This is a genomic window from Brachybacterium sp. p3-SID1565 (assembly GCF_025143785.1).
GTDB lineage: Bacteria > Actinomycetota > Actinomycetes > Actinomycetales > Dermabacteraceae > Brachybacterium > Brachybacterium epidermidis.
Genome location: NZ_JAMBDS010000008.1, coordinates 1 through 19,142, shown reverse-complemented (window position 1 = coordinate 19,142; position 19,142 = coordinate 1). Strand labels below are relative to the sequence as shown.

21 protein-coding genes are annotated in these 19,142 nt (G+C 71.5%); 10 read left to right on the top strand and 11 right to left on the bottom strand.

All coding sequences use genetic code 11. The features are described 5' to 3' along the window. Positions 1-56: 56 nt before the first annotated feature. Both greA and M4D54_RS03520 read right to left on the bottom strand, forming a co-directional pair. Complete coding sequence (gene greA / locus M4D54_RS03525; protein WP_259890296.1) at positions 57-545, bottom strand: transcription elongation factor GreA; 489 nt, start codon at positions 543-545, stop codon at positions 57-59. Between the two features lie 231 nt (positions 546-776). After that, positions 777-1,169 carry a DUF4307 domain-containing protein gene (locus M4D54_RS03520; protein ID WP_259890294.1) on the bottom strand — a complete coding sequence of 131 codons (393 nt, stop codon included), beginning with the start codon at positions 1,167-1,169 and terminating at the stop codon, positions 777-779. A gap of 212 nt (positions 1,170-1,381) precedes the next feature. On the opposite strand from M4D54_RS03520, the gene mca reads away from it, so the two are divergent. Continuing rightward, a complete protein-coding gene (gene mca, locus M4D54_RS03515) occupies positions 1,382-2,401 on the top strand; it encodes a mycothiol conjugate amidase Mca (protein ID WP_259890293.1) in 1,020 nt (339 codons plus the stop codon). Continuing rightward, positions 2,401-2,775 carry a hypothetical protein gene (locus M4D54_RS03510; protein ID WP_259890292.1) on the top strand — a complete coding sequence of 125 codons (375 nt, stop codon included), beginning with the start codon at positions 2,401-2,403 and terminating at the stop codon, positions 2,773-2,775. The genes mca and M4D54_RS03510 overlap by 1 nt, the downstream gene beginning before the upstream one ends. 17 nt (positions 2,776-2,792) lie before the next feature. Here the strand turns inward: M4D54_RS03510 and M4D54_RS03505 are convergent, their stop codons facing one another. Next, complete coding sequence (locus tag M4D54_RS03505; RefSeq protein WP_311199668.1) at positions 2,793-3,659, bottom strand: hemolysin III family protein; 867 nt, start codon at positions 3,657-3,659, stop codon at positions 2,793-2,795. A 191-nt stretch (positions 3,660-3,850) separates the two neighbouring features. On the opposite strand from M4D54_RS03505, the gene M4D54_RS03500 reads away from it, so the two are divergent. The 3 genes from M4D54_RS03500 to M4D54_RS03490 all read left to right on the top strand — a co-directional run bounded on the left by M4D54_RS03500 (position 3,851) and on the right by M4D54_RS03490 (position 7,334). Then, positions 3,851-4,612, top strand: a complete 762-nt coding sequence (locus M4D54_RS03500; RefSeq protein WP_259890291.1) for an isoprenyl transferase — start codon at positions 3,851-3,853, stop codon at positions 4,610-4,612. A 293-nt stretch (positions 4,613-4,905) separates the two neighbouring features. After that, entirely contained in the window at positions 4,906-6,387 is a 1,482-nt protein-coding gene (locus M4D54_RS03495) for a PhoH family protein (RefSeq protein WP_259890290.1), read from the top strand. A gap of 35 nt (positions 6,388-6,422) precedes the next feature. Continuing rightward, positions 6,423-7,334, top strand: coding sequence for a hypothetical protein (locus tag M4D54_RS03490; RefSeq protein ID WP_259890289.1), 912 nt, complete (start codon positions 6,423-6,425; stop codon positions 7,332-7,334). 98 nt (positions 7,335-7,432) lie between these two features. Here M4D54_RS03490 and M4D54_RS03485 read toward each other — a convergent pair whose 3' ends face one another. Next, on the bottom strand, positions 7,433-7,642 hold the full coding sequence (locus M4D54_RS03485; protein WP_259890288.1) for a hypothetical protein: 210 nt from the start codon (positions 7,640-7,642) through the stop codon (positions 7,433-7,435). Continuing rightward, entirely contained in the window at positions 7,623-8,000 is a 378-nt protein-coding gene (locus M4D54_RS03480) for a hypothetical protein (protein ID WP_017824586.1), read from the bottom strand. The genes M4D54_RS03485 and M4D54_RS03480 overlap by 20 nt, the downstream gene beginning before the upstream one ends. A gap of 103 nt (positions 8,001-8,103) precedes the next feature. On the opposite strand from M4D54_RS03480, the gene M4D54_RS03475 reads away from it, so the two are divergent. Further along, positions 8,104-8,475, top strand: a complete 372-nt coding sequence (locus tag M4D54_RS03475; RefSeq protein ID WP_259890287.1) for a hypothetical protein — start codon at positions 8,104-8,106, stop codon at positions 8,473-8,475. Positions 8,476-8,551: 76 nt separating this feature from the next. Then, on the top strand, positions 8,552-8,881 hold the full coding sequence (locus M4D54_RS03470) for a hypothetical protein (RefSeq protein WP_259890286.1): 330 nt from the start codon (positions 8,552-8,554) through the stop codon (positions 8,879-8,881). A gap of 40 nt (positions 8,882-8,921) precedes the next feature. Here the strand turns inward: M4D54_RS03470 and M4D54_RS03465 are convergent, their stop codons facing one another. The 3 genes from M4D54_RS03465 to M4D54_RS03455 form a co-directional block, all read right to left on the bottom strand. Beyond that, positions 8,922-10,190 carry a hypothetical protein gene (locus M4D54_RS03465; RefSeq protein ID WP_259890285.1) on the bottom strand — a complete coding sequence of 423 codons (1,269 nt, stop codon included), beginning with the start codon at positions 10,188-10,190 and terminating at the stop codon, positions 8,922-8,924. Between the two features lie 86 nt (positions 10,191-10,276). Then, positions 10,277-11,698 (bottom strand): class II fumarate hydratase, encoded by a 1,422-nt coding sequence (locus M4D54_RS03460; protein WP_311199667.1) that lies wholly within the window; start codon positions 11,696-11,698, stop codon positions 10,277-10,279. Positions 11,699-11,813: 115 nt separating this feature from the next. Next, positions 11,814-12,725, bottom strand: coding sequence for a carbohydrate kinase (locus tag M4D54_RS03455; protein ID WP_259890284.1), 912 nt, complete (start codon positions 12,723-12,725; stop codon positions 11,814-11,816). A gap of 122 nt (positions 12,726-12,847) precedes the next feature. On the opposite strand from M4D54_RS03455, the gene M4D54_RS03450 reads away from it, so the two are divergent. Beyond that, entirely contained in the window at positions 12,848-13,438 is a 591-nt protein-coding gene (locus tag M4D54_RS03450) for a DUF4245 domain-containing protein (protein ID WP_259890283.1), read from the top strand. A 56-nt stretch (positions 13,439-13,494) separates the two neighbouring features. Here the strand turns inward: M4D54_RS03450 and M4D54_RS03445 are convergent, their stop codons facing one another. Continuing rightward, the gene (locus tag M4D54_RS03445; protein WP_259890282.1) at positions 13,495-13,821 is read right to left on the bottom strand and encodes an exodeoxyribonuclease VII small subunit; all 327 of its coding nucleotides are present in this window, start codon (positions 13,819-13,821) and stop codon (positions 13,495-13,497) included. 90 nt (positions 13,822-13,911) lie between these two features. Continuing rightward, a complete protein-coding gene (gene xseA, locus M4D54_RS03440; protein ID WP_259890281.1) occupies positions 13,912-15,207 on the bottom strand; it encodes an exodeoxyribonuclease VII large subunit in 1,296 nt (431 codons plus the stop codon). A 238-nt stretch (positions 15,208-15,445) separates the two neighbouring features. Here xseA and M4D54_RS03435 point away from each other — a divergent pair, with 238 nt between their 5' ends. Then, positions 15,446-16,534 (top strand): 4-hydroxy-3-methylbut-2-enyl diphosphate reductase, encoded by a 1,089-nt coding sequence (locus M4D54_RS03435; RefSeq protein WP_259890280.1) that lies wholly within the window; start codon positions 15,446-15,448, stop codon positions 16,532-16,534. An 81-nt stretch (positions 16,535-16,615) separates the two neighbouring features. On the opposite strand, the gene M4D54_RS03430 is transcribed toward M4D54_RS03435, so the two are convergent. Then, positions 16,616-16,963, bottom strand: coding sequence for a hypothetical protein (locus tag M4D54_RS03430; RefSeq protein ID WP_259890279.1), 348 nt, complete (start codon positions 16,961-16,963; stop codon positions 16,616-16,618). Positions 16,964-17,183: 220 nt separating this feature from the next. Here M4D54_RS03430 and M4D54_RS03425 point away from each other — a divergent pair. Further along, the coding region (locus tag M4D54_RS03425; RefSeq protein WP_259890278.1) for a VWA domain-containing protein at positions 17,184-19,142 on the top strand (1,959 nt) is incomplete at its 3' end.

Here is a 19,142-nt window from a genome sequence, read left to right as displayed (position 1 = left end):
CCCCCCCGGGGGGCGCGCCCCTCGCGCATGCACGGCCTCGCACAGCCGGGACGGGATCATGCCTTGTAGGGCTTCGCCTTCAGGATCTCCACCGGGAAGGACTTGCCGTTGGGGGCGGTGTAGTCGATGGACTGGCCCACCGAGGCGCCGTTGATGGCGCCGCCCAGAGGCGAATCGGTCGAGTACACCTCGAGGTCGTCACTTTCGGCGATCTCACGGTTGCCCAGCAGGAACGTGCGCTCCTTGCCGGCCAGGGAGATGGTCACCACCATGCCCGGCTCGACCACGCCGTCGTCCTTCGGGGGCTCGCCCACCACGGCGTTCTTCAGTAGGCGCTGGAGATCGGCGATGCGCGCCTCCATCATGCCCTGCTGCTCGCGGGCCGCGTGGTAGCCGCCGTTCTCCTTGAGGTCGCCCTCGTCACGGGCCGCAGCGATGCGCTCCGCGATCTCGGCGCGCCCCGGGCCCTCGAGCTCCTCGAGCTCCTTGGCCAGGCGGTCGTACGCGTCCTGGGTGAGCCAGGCGCCATTCGGCTGGCTGCTCATGGGTTCACTCCTGTCGAAGTTCTGGTGCGCAATGGGACGACATGGCCCCCTACGCAAATACGGGGCACATGTGCGCATGCGCCCCGTGTGCGGGAAATGAAGAACCGGCACGAAGCCGGTTCCCAGACAGTTTACATGTGTGAGGGCAGTTTCCTGAACGCACAATGGTGCACGTCACGACATTGCAGGTCAGTGCGAGGCTCGCAGGGGGTGTCGGCGTGCTCCGCGTGCTCAGAGCTGTTCGCAGCCGAGCACCTCGGCCGATACTGCTTCACCCTGGGTGGCGATCTCCACCCGGTGCGTGCTGCGGCGCTGCTCCTGGGCGGGAACCTGCACCTCGACGAAGCCCACCTGCGCACGTCCCTCGTTCATCGCCTGGACCGCGCACTCCGCCTCCACTCCGGGGCGCATGGTGACCGCGAAGCTCACCGCGATGCGGTTTTCGTCCACGTGCTCATACGAGAGCAGTTCGGCCCTGACGGGTTGATCGGCGAAGCGGATCCCGATCAGCACCACCATGGCCGCGAACACGATCGCGACCACGGCCACCATGATCCGGCCCAGGCGCGGGGACACGATGGGTGCGCCGTAGCGATCTGCCGGTCGGTTCTGGACTGCACTCATGCCAGCCAGTGTCCCAGACCGGCCTGGGGGAGGACGGGTCGATGGTCGGCACCGCGGGAATGGTGACCATGCCGCCGACGCCGCTTGCGCAGACGGCCCGTGCACGCCGCTGGGCGAGAGCACATGGCAGTGGCGTAGGCTCAACCGGTGGTCGGGGCCGTGTCCCTGGCGCCGTCCGCCGCTGACCTGTGCCTGATCCGTCGAGGAGATCCGTGAACGTCGTACTGCCCGCCCCCGACGAGCCCCTGCGCATGGTGGCCGTCCACGCGCACCCCGACGACGAGTCGTCCAAGGGTGCCGGCAGCACCGCCCGCTACGCCCGCGAGGGTGTGGAGGTCACCGTGATCACCTGCACCGGTGGCGAGAGGGGCGACATCCTGAACCCCAAGCTGCTCGGTGACGCCGAGATCGCGGCACGCCTGCCTGAGGTGCGCCGCGAGGAGATGGCCAAGGCCCAGGCGATCCTCGGCGTGCAGCACGAATGGCTCGGCTTCGAGGACTCCGGGCTGCCCAGCGGCGACCCGCTGCCGCCGCTGCCCGAGGGCTCCTTCGCCACCATCGACGTCCAGGAGGCCGCCCGCCCCCTGGTCGAAGTGGTGCGGCGCCTGCGCCCCCACGTGATGACCACCTACGACGAGAACGGCGGCTACCCGCACCCCGACCACATCCAGGTGCACCGCATCTCGATGGCCGCCTTCGAGCTGGCGGCGGATCCCGAGTTCGCCCCGGAGCTGGGGGAGCCATGGGCGATCGCCAAGCTCTACTACATCAACGCGTTCCACCGGCAGCGGTTCGCCGCGATCGCACGGCACCTGCGTGAGGAGGGCCAGCCCAACGAGGAGCTGGAGGACATGCTGCTCCACTTCGACGAGCGCACCGATCGCCTGCTCACCACGCGCGTGGACGTGCGCGACTACCTCCAGGTGCGGGACGACGCCCTGCGGGCCCACGCCACCCAGGTGGATCCTGACGGTCCGTTCTTCCGCATCGCCCACGACGCGGACACCCGAGCCTGGGGCACCGACGACTACGAGCTGCGCATCTCCCGCATCGGTGTGGAGCTCCCGGAGACGGACCTGTTCGCGGGCCTGCGCCCTGCCCGGCCGGAGCAGCCCCACCATGAGGAGGGCGGCTGGCTCGACCTGGTGCGCACCGAGGGCCACGAGGCACCCTCCCGGGATGTCGGCGAGCAGGCCAGGACCGGTCGGTCCGCCGACGGCGAGGTGCGCTGATGTCCCCCGCCCTGGTGATCACCGAGCTGGTGCTGGCAGCCCCCACCCCTTCGGACGGCGAGGAGTTCACCCCGGTCTCCGTCTCCCCCGGCCTGCCCGGGTTCTTCGCCACCTTCGTGTTGGCGGCCCTGCTGGTACTGCTGCTGGTGGACATGGCCCGGCGTGTGCGACGCGTGCAGGCCGCGGGCCGGGTGCGGGAGCGCTACGAGGCCCAGGAGCGGCGCGACAGGGCCGAGGAGCGGCGCGACGCGGCCGGTGCTGAGAGCCGGGAGGTCGATCCGGGAACGGACCCTGTCGACGGGACGCGCACGGCTGGCGAGCGCAGAGCCGGGGAATCCGAGGACGATCTGCGGCCTCCGTCGGACCTGCGCTGACGGGCCCTTACGGGCTCTTAGAGCACCGACAGTGCGACCGCCGCAAAGTGGCAGCCGAAGCCGACCAGCGTGCCGGCGTGGAAGATCTCGTGGAACCCGAACCACGCCGGTGAGGGATCGGGCCGCTTGAGGGCGTACACGATCGCACCAGCCGTGTAGGCGATGCCCCCGGCCACGAGCAGTGAGACCACGGCCCAGCCGCCGCCGGCCAGCATCTGCGGCATGTAGAACACCGCCACCCAGCCCAGTGCGATGTAGGCAGGCACGTAGAGCCAGCGCGGGGCCCCGGTCCAGAACAGCCGGAACAGCACCCCGACGGCGGCACCGCCCCAGCAGATCGTCAGCAGGGTCACCGCATCGCGCGTCTCCAGCAGGGAGATCGCCAGCGGCGTGTAGGTCCCCGCGATGATCAGGAAGATGTTGGCGTGGTCGAAGCGTCGCAGGATGATGGCGTGCTGCGGTGACCAGGTCCCGCGGTGGTACGTCGCGCTGACCCCGAACAGCAGGGAGGCGGTCGCGATGAACACCGTGCAGGCCAGGCGGATGGCGAGGGTCTGTCCCAAGGCCACCAGCAGCAGGCCCGCGATCAGCACCGCCGGGAAGGCGATCAGGTGCAGCACGCCCCGCAGTCGAGGCTTGGGCAGCTGGAGGCCCAGCGTCGCGGCCCGGCGCGCCATGGCGCGGGTCAGGGTGCGCGGCGCGAAGGGGTAGCGATCGGCGGTGGGGATGTCCTCGTCGGCCACGGTGGCACCGGACTCGGCGACCGCGTCGACCGCCTCGCGGAGCGCGGGATCCTGGTCATGGTGCGGGAGGGTGATGGTGCCGGGCGCGACGCGGGTGCGCTCGTGCTGGGGTGCGTCGTCCGGACGCTCGCCGATGGTCATGGCGAAAGCGTAACCTACGGTTCCGTAACCGTCACGGCCTGGGCGGGCGGGGCGTCGACGCGCCAGCGGTGAGCTGTGCGGATCCGGTGAGGATCGCGGTGCCGCACGCGAAAGCCGACCGCGACAGCCGATAATGGACAGCGCGGCCGCGATCCGGGTCGCACGATCGGTCGGCGGAAGGGGATGAGGCCGTGGTGGACGACGACTCCCTGCTCTATCGCGTGTACGAGCGCCGCCTCACCCGTGAGCTGGAGAACTACGAGCTGCCCCAGCACCTGGGCGTCATCGTGGACGGCAACCGGCGATGGGCCAAGGCCTCCGGAGCCACCACCGCCGAGGGCCACCGCATGGGCGCAGCGAAGATCGTCGAGTTCCTGACCTGGTGCGAGGACCTCCACATCCCGCTGGTCACCGTCTGGATGCTCTCGACCGACAACCTGTCGCGCCCGGCCGAGGAGCTCGGGGCGCTCTACGGGATCATCAAGGACACCGTCGAGCAGATCATCGACGCCGGCTACTGCGTGCGCCTCACCGGCAGTGCGGAGATGCTGCCCGAGGAGGTGCGCGGCGCCATCGGCCGGATCCAGCAGGATGCCGAGCCCGCTTCCCGCCTCACGGTGAACGTCGCCATCGGCTACGGCGGGCGCGAGGAGATCGTGGATGCGGTGCGCGAACTGGTGCGGGATCTGGGCTCCCAGGGGATGGACCCCGAGCAGGTTGCGGCGGCCATCAGTGTCGACTCCATCGCCGAACACCTCTACACCCGCGGCCAGCCCGATCCCGACCTGATCATCCGCACCTCCGGGGAGCAGAGGCTGTCCGGGTTCCTGCTGTGGCAGTCGGTCCACTCCGAGTACTGGTTCTGCGAGACGTACTGGCCGGGCTTCCGCCGGGTGGACCTGCTGCGCGCCCTGCGCGACTTCTGCCGCCGCGAGCGCCGCTTCGGCAGCTAGGCCGGTGCGCCGAACCCCGGGTGCGCCGGCCCGCCGCCCGGACGGTGGGGCCGGTCGGTCGTCGTTCCCATGGAGGGCGGGCACGTCACCCCACCCGTCGAAGCCGGGACGGGGATGGGCGCGTCCCTCATGTGCTCCAGGTCACTGCGATGGCACCATGGAGGTCGCCGGGGTTCTGCCGAACTCCCGGTGACGATCGGGTGAACGTCCCACCCGCCCGCGGTGGGACGCGCCCGAGTGCGGGTGCCGACAGGGTTATGGTCCAGGCAACCGCGTGAACCCGGGAGGCTCCCATGGACGAGACCACCACAGCCCGCGAGACGATGCCCGCCGAGGGCGGCGTCGCAGATGCCGGCCCCGCAGAGCTCCGCACCGCGCGGGCCAGCACATCGGCGGAAGCGGCGCCCCGTCTGGGAGACGGCACACCGGTGGTCCCCTCGCTGGTGCCCGGGGCGGCCCAGGAGGTGCTGCCTGACATCGAGACCGGGGTGATCACCTACGTGCTGGACACCTCGGTGCTGCTGGCCGATCCGCTCTCGCTCACCCGCTTCGCCGAGCACGACATCGTGCTGCCGATCGTGGTGGTCACCGAACTGGAGGCCAAGCGCCATCACCCCGACCTGGGGTACTTCGCCCGCCAGGCCCTGCGGATCCTCGACGACCTGCGCGAGCAGCACGGCAACCTCGCGGTGCCCCTGCCCATCGGCCAGGAGGGCGGGCGCGTGCACGTGGAGCTGAACCACCAGTCCACCTCCTCCCTGCCCGATGGGTTCCGCCTGGGCGACAACGACACGCGCATCCTCGCGGTCGCCAAGAACCTGCAGCTGGAGGGCAAGCACGTGGTGCTGGTCTCCAAGGACCTGCCGATGCGGATCAAGGCCTCCGCCTCCGGCATCCACGCCGAGGAGTACCGCGCAGAGCTCGCTCGCGACCGCGGCTACACCGGCATGATCGCTGCCTCCGTGGACGAGCAGACCATGGCCGACCTCTACGACGGGGAACTGGTGGAGATCCCCGAGATCGCCCACCATCCCGTGCACACCGGGCTCACCATCACCAGCCCGCGCGGATCGGCCCTGGGTCGCCTCACCAAGGACAAGAAGGTGCGCCTGGTCCCCGGTGACCAGACGGTGTTCGGGGTGTCCGGTCGCTCCGCCGAGCAGCGGGTGGCGATCGACCTGCTGCTGGACGAGTCCGTGGGGATCGTGTCCCTGGGGGGCCGCGCCGGCACCGGCAAGAGCGCCCTGGCGCTGTGCACCGGTCTGGAAGCGGTCCTGGAGCGCCGCACGCAGCGCAGGATCATGGTGTTCCGGCCCCTGTTCGCGGTGGGCGGCCAGGAGCTCGGATACCTGCCCGGCGACCAGAGCGAGAAGATGGGGCCGTGGGGGCAGGCCGTGTTCGACACCCTGGGGTCGATGGTCTCCCAGAACGTGATCGACGAGGTCCTCTCCCGTGGGATGCTCGAGGTGCTGCCCCTGACCCACATCCGCGGCCGTTCCCTGCACGACGCCTTCGTGATCGTGGACGAGGCGCAGTCCCTGGAGCGCAACGTGCTGCTGACCATGCTCTCCCGCATCGGGCAGAACTCCCGCGTCGTGCTCACCCATGACATCGCCCAGCGCGACAACCTGCGGATCGGCCGCTACGACGGCATCGCCTCCGTGGTCGAGGCCCTCAAGGAGCACGAGCTGTTCGGCCACATCACCCTGCAGCGCTCCGAGCGGTCCAAGGTCGCCGAGCTGGTCACCCACGTCCTGGACGAGCCGATCCCGTGAGGTGAGCCCGGCCGCCCCTCTGGGAGACTCGGGGGATGACCGATCCCGAGCGCGCCGCGGACGCCGCTCGTGCGCAGCCGCCCTCGCATCGTGCCCCGGTCACCTGGGCGCTGACGGCCGACTGTCCCCTCCGGCTCGGGGAGGCGGAGGCGCGGATCGTGCTCCAGGACCGCTCGCTGGTGCGGGCGGTGCGCTTCGGCGGAGAGAAGCTGCGTGCCGAGCATGAGGGCAGGACAGCGGACCCGGAGCGGTGGAGGCGCCGCGGGGGATCGCCCCGATGGGTGCCGATCGTGCTCCTCCTGCTAGTCCTCGCGATCCCGCTTCAGTCCTCGCCGATTGGCCGCTTCGCCCCTTACGCGGGCGCGGAGGCGGCGCCGGGGTTCCTCATCCTCCTCGGTGCGAGCTATGCGCTGGTGAGCCTGCTCCACCTCGGGCTGCTCCTGCGATGGGTGCGCAATCCCCTGAGGTCAGCCGGGACACGCCTGGTGTCGTCGCTGCTCACGCTGGTGATGCTGCTGGTGCTGCCGTGGTTCGCGGTCCCGGCGGCCGTGATGGCGCCCCCAGTGGTCGCCGCGCTGGGGCTGATCCCGTTCGCCCTCGCGATGGGGCTCGCGGCCCTGAACCTCTGGGCCGCGAGGTCCGAGCGGACCAATGCGGAGGGGGTGCGCGCCGCGATCGACGAGGTGGGCACCCTCCTGTGGGAGGACACCGCAGCGGCGAGGCGGCGTGCAGGAGCCGCCGACGTGCGGGGCGCGGCCGGGGAGCTGCGCCGCACGCTGCGTCGGCTGCCCGAGGCGGAGCGCCACGCGCTCGAGAGCACCTGCGCTGCGGTGCTCGATGCCCTCGAACAGCGTGGCGCGGTCTCGGCGGAGCTTGTCGCGCGGGCCAGGACGACGCCGCTCGGGCGATGGCACGAACTGGACGGGGCAGCAGCCGACGACGATTGAGCGTCGGGGAGCCGGCGCGGCGAGCCGGTGCTGATGGGGAGCGTCGACGAGCGGCCGGCCGCGACTGATCCCCGGCATCGAACTCCGGGCCGCCCGGCTCAGCCGATCGGCGTGTCCGGCCAGGGCTCCCCGGAGTCCAGCTCCTCCCGCCACGAGCGCAGCTGTGCGCGGGCCTCGGCAAGCGCCCGCTCCTTTTCGTGCAGGGCCGCGTCCAGCTCGTCCAGGGCGGCCCGCGCCGCCTCCACCCGGGCCCGCACTTCCGGGCTGAGCCCGCTGCGGCGGGCGACCTCACCGATGGGCAGCGACATACCAGGAGTACAGCACGAGGCACACGGCCACGGCGGCCGCGCGCACCAGATGGTGGCTGAGGTGGAACTCGCCGATGGTCCGACCCCACAGCAGGGGAGCGGCGCAGATCAGCGCCCCGGCCAGCACCGCCAGGGCGATCAGCGCCCCGCGCGGACCCGGCTCGGAGACGCGGGCGGGGATCGCGGCGATGACGACCACGGCGACGCTGAGCAGCGCCGCGGCGACGTAGGCGACGGTGGGCACCGACAGTGCGGCGGCACCGAGACCGGTGCCGGGCGCGGCCTGGCCGACGGCGACGAGGGCGAGCAGCTGGGACAGGGCGAGGAGCGCGAAGGGCGCGAGCAGCAGGATCCACATGCGTCACAGCCAAAACCATGGAGTGCACTCCAGGTCAAGGGTCCGATGGTCAAGGGTCCGATTTCGCGGGGTCGGCGTCACCTCGCCCCGTGTCGTGGGCCTCGTGACCGCACGCGAGCAGAGCGCACCTCCGCTGCACCGCCGCGAGCCCTCCGGAGGCCGGCGGCGTCGGATGTTCGGCTGGGACCCGTGGGCGCTCGAGCCCGGCTTCCCGCACCGCCGCGTGCTGCGCGCCGGCACCGTGATCACCGCCGTGCTCGGCGGGGGCTTCGTGGGTGTCGTCCTCCTCCTGGTGCTGCGCATCCCCGACCTGCCCGCACCCGCGATGGCGGTGGGGGTGGTCCTCGCCCTGGGGGTCGGGATGCTCATGGCCCGGCGGCTCCTGCGCGGCACCGGGGAAGGGGCCGAGCTCCTCGGGCCCGCGCCGCGGATCCCGTCGGCCGACATCCCCCGCCGGGCCCGCCGCCGACCCTGACCCCCAGCCGCCCCTGCTCTACCCGGAGGAGCAGTACGGGGCCCGCCGGGCCACCGGCTGCCTGCGCCGCGGCGAGATGCGCGCTCGCGCGGTCATCTATGCGCCGCAGCTGTTCACCGATGCGCCGGGCGGCTGGGAGGACGGCGAGGGACTGCTCACCGTGCATGTGGCGCGGCACGAGCCCGGGACCGGACGCAAGGCGCTGCTGCCGCCGCTCGCGCTGCCGGCCGACGTGGTACGGCGCCTGCTCGCCTCGGCGGGCGGCTACGGCGGCAGCAGCTCAGGGGCGGGGGACGCCGGAACGGCGGGCTGGTCGGGCGGCACCACGACCCATGGCGGGGTAGACGACCCGGACGGCGGCGGAGGCGATGGTGGCGACGGCGACGGAGGCGATGGCGGGGACTGACCGCTGCGCTGGCTGTCCGAGCGCCCCCGTGGACGCGAAGCTAGCCGTTCAGCCAGCGGTGGATCTCCTCCAACCCGTCATGGTGCAGGTCGATGGTCCACTCCGGGTCGAGATCCGGGCGGGCGGCGAGGAATCGAGCACGCCAGTCGCGGGTCGACAGGTGTTCGTGCGTGCTGAGGCAGATCGCCAGCAGCAGCGCCGCACCACCGGCAGTCCCGAGCGCGATCGCGAGATCCGCGGCAGTCGACTGCGGGAGTGTCGGAACTCGTGTGATGGCAAGGGTCCCCGAGAGGAGCAGCCCCGAGGAGACTGCGAGGAGCTTCGCGCCGAGTCCCGCAGGATGGCGACTCGCATACTGCAGAACGGGCGCTGCTGCCTCGCTCCCCGGGGCCGTCGCGTCCGTCCAGCGTCGTCCCTCGCGCACTGACCTCCGGACGGCCCGGAGAAGCAGAGCCGCTGCACCGAGGGCCAGGAGCAGGAAGGGTGCGGCCAACCACGCGTCCTCGAGACCGAGGGCGTCGCACAGGATGAGGCCGACGAAACCCGCGATGAGCAGTGACGGCGCGGAGAGTGCGCGAACGAGGAGCGGTCGCCCGGCTTGGCCGTCAGCCCGCCGGTGGTCGTGTCCCGTGGACCGGGCGGTCTCCGTCGTGTCGTCGGCGGGGCTGTCCCGGCGCTCCCACTCGATCGCGGCCAGCCGAGCGAGGTCCATCGGCTCCGAGGCGACCTCCGGCCAGCGTGCCCGCAGGGAGTCCAGCCGGGCGGAGCCCGGTGCGGCCACCGTCGGCAGGAGCAGCAGCACGACGCCGACCGCGATCCCGCCGGGCACGAGCGCGAGCAGGGCCCCGGCTCGGCCGCCGAGCTCGGGATTCCCTGAGATGAGACCGATGACAGCGACGATCCCGCCGATCAGCACGAGTGCTCCGGCCAGGAGTTCCACCAAGACCGTGATCCGCTGTCCAGCCGTGCTGGAGAGCCGGCGTGCGTCCTGTGCCGAGAGTCGCTCCCTGGACGCGACCGCCTCCGCGATGCGCAGTTCGATCGTCGCCAGCAGGATCCACACACCCACGACCACGGTCAGTGCTGCCCCGGAGACCAGCGCCCCCGACACCATGACGGCAGACAGCACGCCGTCCCCGGTCTGGGATTCGGAGAAGGGCGGGACGCCCAGGAGCGACAGACCGCTTTCGAGCGCGAGCTCGGCGAGCAGTCCGAGGAAAAGCAGGGGAAGGGTCGCGATCATCCAGCCCGCCACGGTGAACACCCCGCGCAGCACCGCCAATGGTGGGGGAAGAGGGAGTGGACGCACCGACGGGGCCGTCGCCGGCGAGGGACCGTCGTTCACTGCCCGGGAGGCCGTTCAGCAGCAGGACGCGGTGATCTCCGGGGCATCGATCAGGCCTTGGGCTCGGTCATGGACAGCACATCCAGGGCCGCATCCAGCTGCTCCGCGGTGAGGTCTCCGCGCTCCACGAAGCCCAGTGCGATGGTGGCCTCGCGCACGGAGATCTGCTCGGCCACGGCGTGCTTGGCGATCTTCGCGGCGTTCTCGTAGCCGATCAGCTTGTTCAGCGGGGTGACGATCGAGGGGGAGGCCTCAGCGTAGAAGCGTGCCTTCTCCTCGTTGGCGACCAGGCCGTCAACGGTCTTGTCGGCCAGCACGAGGGAGGCGTTGGCCAGCAGACGGATCGACTCCAGCAGGCTGGTGCCCATCAGCGGGATCTGCACGTTCAGCTCGAAGGAGCCCTGGGCCCCGCCCCAGGCGACCGCCGCGTCGTTGCCGATCACCTTGGCGCACACCATCAGCACGGCCTCGGGGATCACCGGGTTCACCTTGCCGGGCATGATCGAGGAGCCGGGCTGCAGGTCGGGGATCGCGATCTCACCCAGACCGGTGTTGGGGCCAGAGCCCATCCAGCGCAGGTCGTTGCAGATCTTCGTGATCGACACGGCGATGGTGCGCAGCGCACCGGACATTTCTACCAGGCCGTCGCGGGCGGACTGCGCCTCGAAGTGGTTGCGGGCCTCGGTCAGCGGCAGGCCGGTCTGCTCGGCGAGGTTGGCGATCACCTTCTGCGGGAACCCGGCCGGGGTGTTGATGCCGGTGCCCACGGCGGTGCCGCCCTGGGGGACCTCGGCGGTGCGCGGCAGGGCGGCCTCGACGCGCTCGATGCCGTAGCGCACGGCTGCCGCGTAGCCGCCGAACTCCTGCCCCAGGGTGACGGGGGTGGCGTCCATCAGGTGGGTGCGGCCGGCCTTGACGACGTGCTTCCACGCCTCGGCCTTCGCCTCGAGGGCCTCCGCCAGGTGAGCCAGAGCCGGCAGCAGCTTCTCTGTCACCGCCGCGGTCACAGCGACATGCACCGAGGTGGGGAACACGTCGTTGGAGGACTGCGAGGCGTTGACGTGGTCGTTGGGGTGCACGTCGACCTCGCCGGCGCGGGTGGCCAGGGTGGCCAGCACTTCATTCATGTTCATGTTCGAGCTGGTGCCGGAGCCGGTCTGGTACGTGTCCACCGGGAACTGGTCGTCGTGATCGCCCGCGATGACGGCATCGGCGGCGGTGACGATGGCGTCGGCGATCGCGGCATCCAGGACGCCCAGGTCCTTGTTGGCGCGAGCGGCGGCCTTCTTCACCTGGGCGAGGGCGTGGATGTGCGCGGGCTCGAGGCCCTGACCCGAGATCGGGAAGTTCTCCACGGCGCGCTGGGTCTGGGCGCGGTACAGGGCGGAGGCGGGGACCCGCACCTCGCCCATGGTGTCGTGCTCGATGCGGTACTCGCCCTGGGTCGCGGGCGCGGTGGTGTTCTCGGACAAGGTCTCTCCCTCGGTGTGCGGTCGGCGGTGACGGGACGTGGTGGATCGGGGTCAGGTCTCGGGGTCAGGAAGCAGGGTAGGCGTGAGCGCTGCCGCGGCGGGCCGGGGGCGCGGATCAGGTCAGCTCGTGGCTCCACGGCGGGTTGGCCCCGGAGCGGGAGACCGTCACGGCGGCCAGCCTCGCGGCGCGGCGCAGCACCCCGGCGACGTCGTCCGACGGCATTGCCGCGATCGCCTCACGGCGATCGGCTCCGAGCAGTCGCTTGTCGGCCAGGGCATCGAGGATGCCCGCGCTGAAGGTGTCGCCGGCACCGACGGTGTCGACCACCACTACACGCGGCGGGGCGACCTGCACCCGGCCGGAGTCGCTGAAGCCCACTGCGCCCTCTCCACCGCGGGTGAGGACGGTCAGTCCGGGTCCGCTGCGCCGCCACGAGGCCACGACGTCCTCCACGTCCTCGGTGTCGTACAGCCAGGCCACGTCCTCGTCGGAGGACTTCACCACGTCGGCGCGTTCGATGATCGCCTCGATCCGCTCGCGGGCCTCGGCCGCATCACCCATCAGGGCGGGGCGGGCATTGGGGTCGTAGCTGATGGTGGCCTGCCCGCGGTAGCGGTCCAGCACCTGGGCGACGGTGGCGGCGCCTGGGTCGAGCACGGCGGCGATGGAGGAGGTGTGCACGGCGGTGATGCCGTCGGGCAGTCCGGACGGGTCCGGGTCCCAGGTCAGGTCGAAGGTGTAGGTGGCCGCCCCGCTGGCATCCAGCTGGGCTTCGGCGGTGGAGGTGGTGGCACCGGTGATGCTGCCCGGGGTGAGGTCCACGCGGGACTCGGCGAGGTGGGCGCGGATCGCCTCGCCGCGAGCGTCGCTGCCGATGCGGGTGAGCAGGTGGGATGTGTAGCCCAGGCGTCCCAGCGCCACGGCCACGTTCATGGGGGAGCCGCCCGGGTGCTCAACCCGATGGCCGTCCCCGTGGACGACGATATCGGTGAGGGCTTCTCCGACGGTGAGGAATGTCGCGGTCACCGTGCGATCATCGCAGGTTTCGTGGGGTGGGGCGAATGCGCGGCGGCATCGGGTGCGGCGCCGCAGACGGTGTGCCCCAGGACCCGGCGGAGCTGCGGCGCGGTTGCGGGGACAATGGGACCATGCATGCCCCGGACGACACCCCCGCGCCCCGGCCGACGTCACCGTACTCCCGGCTCACCAAGCAGAACACCTCCCTGCGCAACATCGTGTGGGCACTCGGGCTCACCATGGCGATCGTGATCGTCGTGGGCTTCGCCTTCTTCGGCGCGGGGAATGACTCCTCCCCTGAGCCGCTGCCCAACTCCGGGCTGGACGTCGCGGCCAGCGCGGAGCGAGCCCAGGGGACCGCCCCGTACCCGGTCGCCGTGCCGGAGGTGGGCGCGGAGTGGGCCGAGCGCTCCGCGCGCTACTCCGGCAGCCAGGAGCGCTGGGAGATCCGCTACTCCTCGCCGCAGGGGCACCTGGTGGCACTGGTGCAGGTCCCGGAGGTCTCCGCCCCCGTGCTCTCGGCGAGCCTGCCCGGGGCGTCGGTGCAGGAGGAGCGCGAGATCGCGGGCATTCCCTGCCAGGTGGTCACCGGCGGCTCCGATGACGAGCCCCGCACGGGGCTGTCCTGCCAGGGCGAGGACTGGGGCCTGCTCGTGCACGGCGGGGCGGAGATCGCAGAGCTCGAGGAGCTGGCCGAGGAGGCGATCTCCTCGATCGGGTGAACCGGTCTCGACCGGTCTGCGGTGTCCGGCCAGCAGTGGACCGGCCCGCCATGGGTTCACCCGTCGGACGGTTCGTCCTTCCGCCGGGCCGCCACGGCCTGGTCCAGGCGCTCCCGTGCGCCGTCGAGCCACTGCTGGCAGCGGCGGGCGAGCATCTCGCCCCGCTCCCACAGGCCGATCGAGTCCTCCAGCCCGCCCTGCCCGCTCTCCAGTCGCCGCACCACCTCGGTGAGCTGGTCCCGGGCCGCCTCGTAGCTGAGCTCGGCGATGTCCGAGGGCAGCGGCTGCGGGTCGTCGCTGGGCTGCACCGCAGGCGCGGTGGTCGCGGTGGCTTCGGCGGGGGAGTCGGCGGAATTGGTGAGCTTGCTGGGGCGCGGGGTCATGGGGTCTCCGTTCGGGTGAGGGTCGGATTCTCGGGGCCGGCGGGGCGATCGAGGGGCGAGGGCCGGTGACGACGGGTCGAGGTGGATGCGTCAGGGGGTGGGCGGCGGCTGGTACGGATCGTCCTCGGTGCGGCGCACCCCGAAGCGACCGGCGGCCACCCGCACGGACAGTGCCTGATCCACCGCCGCCTGTTGCGGGTCCCGCACCACGGTGCCCTGGGCGTCCTGCACCACGGCGTAGCCGCGCTCCAGGGTGGCCAGGGGGCTGAGTGCCCGCACCTGCCTGCGCAGGTGGCCGACCTCGTCCCGGGCCCGGTCCAGACGGGATCCCACCAGGGTGCGGGCCAGGCTGATGCGTGCGCGGATCTCATCGGCCCGGCCCGCCAGGATCGTCGAGGGGTTCTCCAGCACCGGGCGGGAGCGGATCGCATCCAGGGTGGACTGCTCGCGCTCCAGGCGACTGCGCACCGCGGTGCGCAGGCGGGACCGGGACATGGTGAGCTGCTCGAGCTCGGCCTGGATGTCGGGTACCACGCGCCTGGCGGCATCGGTGGGGGTGGAGGCGCGCACGTCTGCCACCAGGTCGATCAGGGGGGTGTCCACCTCGTGGCCGATCGCGGAGACGATCGGTGTGGTGGACGCCGCCACCAGGCGCACCAGCTGCTCGTCGGAGAACGGCAGCAGGTCCTCCAGCGAGCCGCCGCCGCGGGAGACGATGATGACTTCGACCTCCGGGAGGGAGTCGAGCTCCCGCAGCGCAGCGGAGACCTCCCGCACCGCCTTGGGGCCCTGCACGGCGACCTCCCGGATCGCGAACTCCACCGCGGGCCAGCGCCGCCGGGCGTTGACCACCACGTCCCGCTCCGCAGCGGATTCACGACCGCAGATCAGCCCCACGGTGCGCGGCAGGAACGGCAGCGGCTGCTTGCGAGAGGCGGCGAACAGGCCCTCCGCGGCCAGCACGCGCTTGAGCTGCTCCAGGCGGGCCAGCAGCTCGCCCAGCCCCACCGGGCGGATGTCGTCGGCCTCCAGCTGGAGGCTGCCGCGCCGGGTCCAGAACGTGGGCTTGGCGTGCACCACCACGCGCGCGCCCGGCACGGGCTCCATGGGCAGGGCCCGCAGCACGTGCTCACGGATCGGCACCGAGAAGGACATGTCCACCTCGATGTCCCTCAGGGTCATGAACGACAGCCCCGACCCCGGACGCCTGTTGAGCTGGACGATCTCGCCCTCCACCCACAGCGGGGACATGCGCGCCACGTACTCGCCCACCTTCACCGACAGCTGGCGCAGCGGCCAGGGATTCTCCGCGGTGGTCTGCGCGGCGGTGGGCGCCAGGGTGCGGTGCTCCGGAGCGGCGACATCGCCCGGGGAGTGCTCAGTCATGGAGCCCACTCTGGCACGAGGGTGCGACAGTCCGGCACGCCGACGCGACCCGGGGGAGATCCGACCGTGGGGAGGAACCTGGGGCCTGACCTGAGGAGCAGCAGGCGTGGCAAGCGGCCCTGTGGCCCCGAGCTGCAAGAGCCGTGGTCGTCAGGAGATACCACGGCGCGTGTGGAGGGATGGTGAGGCATGCCCCAGCACCGTGCCCTCCCGGGTGCTGGTTCCCTACGATGGAGCGGTGAGCACCGGAACCGTGTACCTGGCCGAACCGCGCGGATACTGCGCCGGCGTCGATCGCGCCGTCGTCGCCGTCGAGCGCGCCCTGGAGCACTACGACGAGACCGTCTACGTGCGCCACGAGATCGTCCACAACAAGTTCGTGGTGGACAGCCTGCGCGCCAAGGGCGCCGTGTTCGTCGACGAGGTCGACGAGATCCCCGAGGGGTCCCTGGTGATCTTCTCCGCCCACGGCATCTCCCCGAAGGTGCGCGAGATGGCCGAGCAGCGCAACCTCCGCACCATCGACGCCACCTGCCCACTGGTGACCAAGGTGCACAAGGAGGCGGTGCGCTTCGCACGCGAGGACTACGACATCCTGCTGGTGGGCCACGAGGGCCACGAGGAGGTCGAGGGCACCGCCGGGGAGGCCCCCGACCACGTCCAGATCGTCAACTCGCCCGATGACGTGGTCAACGTGACCGTGCGCGACCCCGAGAAAGTCGTGTGGCTCTCGCAGACCACCCTCAGCGTGGACGAGACCATGGAGACCGTGGACCGCCTGCGGGAGCGGTTCCCCACCCTGCAGTCCCCGCCCAGCGACGACATCTGCTACGCCACCCAGAACCGCCAGGTCGCGGTGAAGAAGATCGCCCCGCAGTCCGACCTGGTGCTGGTGGTCGGCTCCCCGAACTCCTCCAACTCCGTGCGCCTGATGGAGGTGGCCAAGGAGGCCGGTGCCAAGGCCTCCCATCGCATCGACTCGGTGGCCGAGCTGCGTGAGGAGTGGTTCGAGGGAGTGGAGACCGTGGGCGTCACCTCCGGTGCCTCCGTGCCCGACGTGCTGGTCCAGCAGCTGCTGGCCGAGCTCGCCGAGCGCGGCTACGGCGATGTGAAGCCGGTGCGCACCGCGACCGAGGACCTCATGTTCTCCCTGCCGCGCGAGCTGCGGCAGGAGATGAAGGCACGCGGGGTGAACGATCGCCGCTCCCGCCCCACGGGCGAGCGCGCCACCGCCGAGTCCGGCTCCCTGGGAGCAGACCCCTCCCAGCCCTCCGGGAAGGTGCAGGACGTCCGCGAGAACCCGGAACAGGGTGCCGGACTGGGCTGACGAACAGGCCGATCACCCGGCATGATGGCCGGGTGAGCACGCCGTGGGCACTCAGGCCGCGCCCATGCGCGAAGCTGGCGGCTAGGCGAGAACGCCGAACAGCAGTACGGCCGCCAGCACCAGCGCGAAGTACCCCAGCCCGATCCACAGGCCGATGCGGCCTGCCAGGCTTCGCCTGCCCAGATACCCCAGTACCATGCCGACGACGAGCATCCCCAGGCACAGCAGCGCCACGAGGTCCGCAGAGAGCACCGTGGCGCGGCCGATCAGGCCGACCGCGCCGCCGTCCCGGGACTGGATGCCGGGGATCAGGATGCCGATGACGACCAGGGGGATGGACACCCAGGCCCAGCGTTCGACCCCCGGCCTGCTGCGAGGGCGCGAGCTGTGATCCGGCGCTGCACCATGGATGCCGCTGGGTTCTGACATGGCCCCTCCTGTGCTGTGTGATCCCAGTCTGGCATCGCTTGGCCGGCCACGGCTGACGAACAGGCCGATCACCCGGCATGATGGCCGGGTGAGCTCACCCATGCCGCCTGGTACCGCTCCTGCCCCGGCCACCATCCCGAGCGCACAGCCGTCCCGAGACCCGGATGCACCGCAGGTGCGCCCCTCACGCTGGCGTCGCGCGGTGCCCGGGTCCAGGGCGATGGCCTCCGTGTTGATCATGACGCTGGTGGCGGCGCTGGTGGTGATGGCCGGCCCCGCATCCCCGGCCCTCGCCGAGGGCTACAACACCGGCCGCACGGCCCCGTCGATGCTGGTGTTCGACGCCTCCGGCTCCATGCGCGCGGAGGACGTGGAGGGCCGCATCCGCATGGACGTGGCCAAGGAGGCCGTCTCGGGCCTGGTGCCGATGCTGCCCGACGATGCCACCGTGGGCCTGATGACCTACGGCAACTCGGACCCGCAGACGGCCAGCAGTCAAGAAGCAGGCTGCCAGGACGTCAAGCTCCTGGTGGAGGCCGACGGCCTGGACCGGGAACGACTGCTGCAGGAGATCGACGGGGTGCAGCCCTCCGGCTACACCCCCATCGGTCTCTCCCTGCGGAAGGCCACCGAGGCGCTGCCCGAGGCGGAGATGCGTTCGATCGTGCTGGTCTCCGATGGCATCGACGAGTGCGGGGGACCGCCCCCGTGCGAGGTCGCAGGGGAACTTGCCCAGCAGCACCCCAAGATGCGCATCCACACCATCGGGTTCAAGGCCGAGCAGGCAGCCCGGGACGAGCTGGCCTGCATCGCCGAGGCCACCGGTGGCACCTTCGCCGACGCCACCGACGCCGAGACGCTGCGCGATGAGCTGTTGGTCAAGATGACCCGTGCGATCCAGGGCTACTCCTCCGCGGGCAGCCCGATCACCGGCGGGACCAGCCTCGAAGAGGCCGTGGACCTGGTGCCCGGCTCCTACCTGGACGTGCTCGAGCACGGCAGCCCCGCGATCGACGACGGAGAGGGCCACTCCCGCTACTACCGGCTGCAGATCGCACCTGGCGAGATCGCCCACGTGGCGGCCACCATGGTGCTGCCCGGGGACGACGGCGCCACGAACAAGCTCGCCCAGCTCCAGCTGCGCACCTTCGCCCTCGACGGCACCGACTGCCGCATCGGGAATCTCGATGCCCGGGCCGAGGCCGATCTGGGCGACGGGCCGATCACGGCCTCCATCGCCACCCCGCGGATGGGGCAGACCGAGAACCTCTCCTGCTTCGGAGCGGATGCCGATGGCACGGTGATCCTGCAGGTGGAGCGCACCGGCAACCCGTCGCAGGACCAGGCGATCCCCGTGGAGGTGCAGTTCTTCGCCGAGGAGGAGGTCGACCCGTCGGGGCTGCCGCCGGCGGTGAAGTGGCCGCGCCAGATCGACCCGCTGCCCGTCCCCACGGACGGACAGCAAGTGCAGCCGGCCTTCTCCTTCGCCTCGGCGGCGCAAGCGGGCAGTGGCCCCCTGCGCGGCACCATCATCCCTGGTGAGGTGCAGTTCTTCCGGGTGCCCGTGCAGTACGGGCAGCAGGTGCGCACAGCCCTCGTGCTGGGCGAGTTCGAGCCCCCGCCGGGCATGGACCTGACGTTGCACGCCACGCTCATCTCGCCCCTGCGCGAGGACGTGTACACGATGGTCTCGCCCGATGGCGATGCGGATCCCGGCGGCCACTCAGCGGCGGCGGAGCCGGGCCTGCAGGTACAGCTCAACCAGGCCACGGCCGTGCAGTTCAAGAACCGGGAACAGGGAGGAACCGAAGCGCGCAGCTCCTACCTGGCCGGCGACTACTACCTGCAGCTGACGATGGTCCCCTCCCGGTACGACGGTGACCGGCTGTTCGAGGTGCCGTACACGATCGACATCGATGCTGCGGGAGAGGCTGCTGAGGGGCCGGAGCTGGACGGCCAGGGCGCGGCCTCCGCGCAGGACCGCACCGCGGCCGACCCGGGCCGGGTGCCTGCAGTGTCCGACGGGGGCGGTTCGGACGGGGCAGGCGAAGGGCCCGGTGACATCGAGGACGGGCCATCGGAGCAGAGCGGCAGCGGGTGGTCCTTGCCCCCGCTGGCCTGGGCACTCATCGCCGGAACCGCGGGGGGCATCGTGGTGGCGGTCGCCGCCATCGCCGCT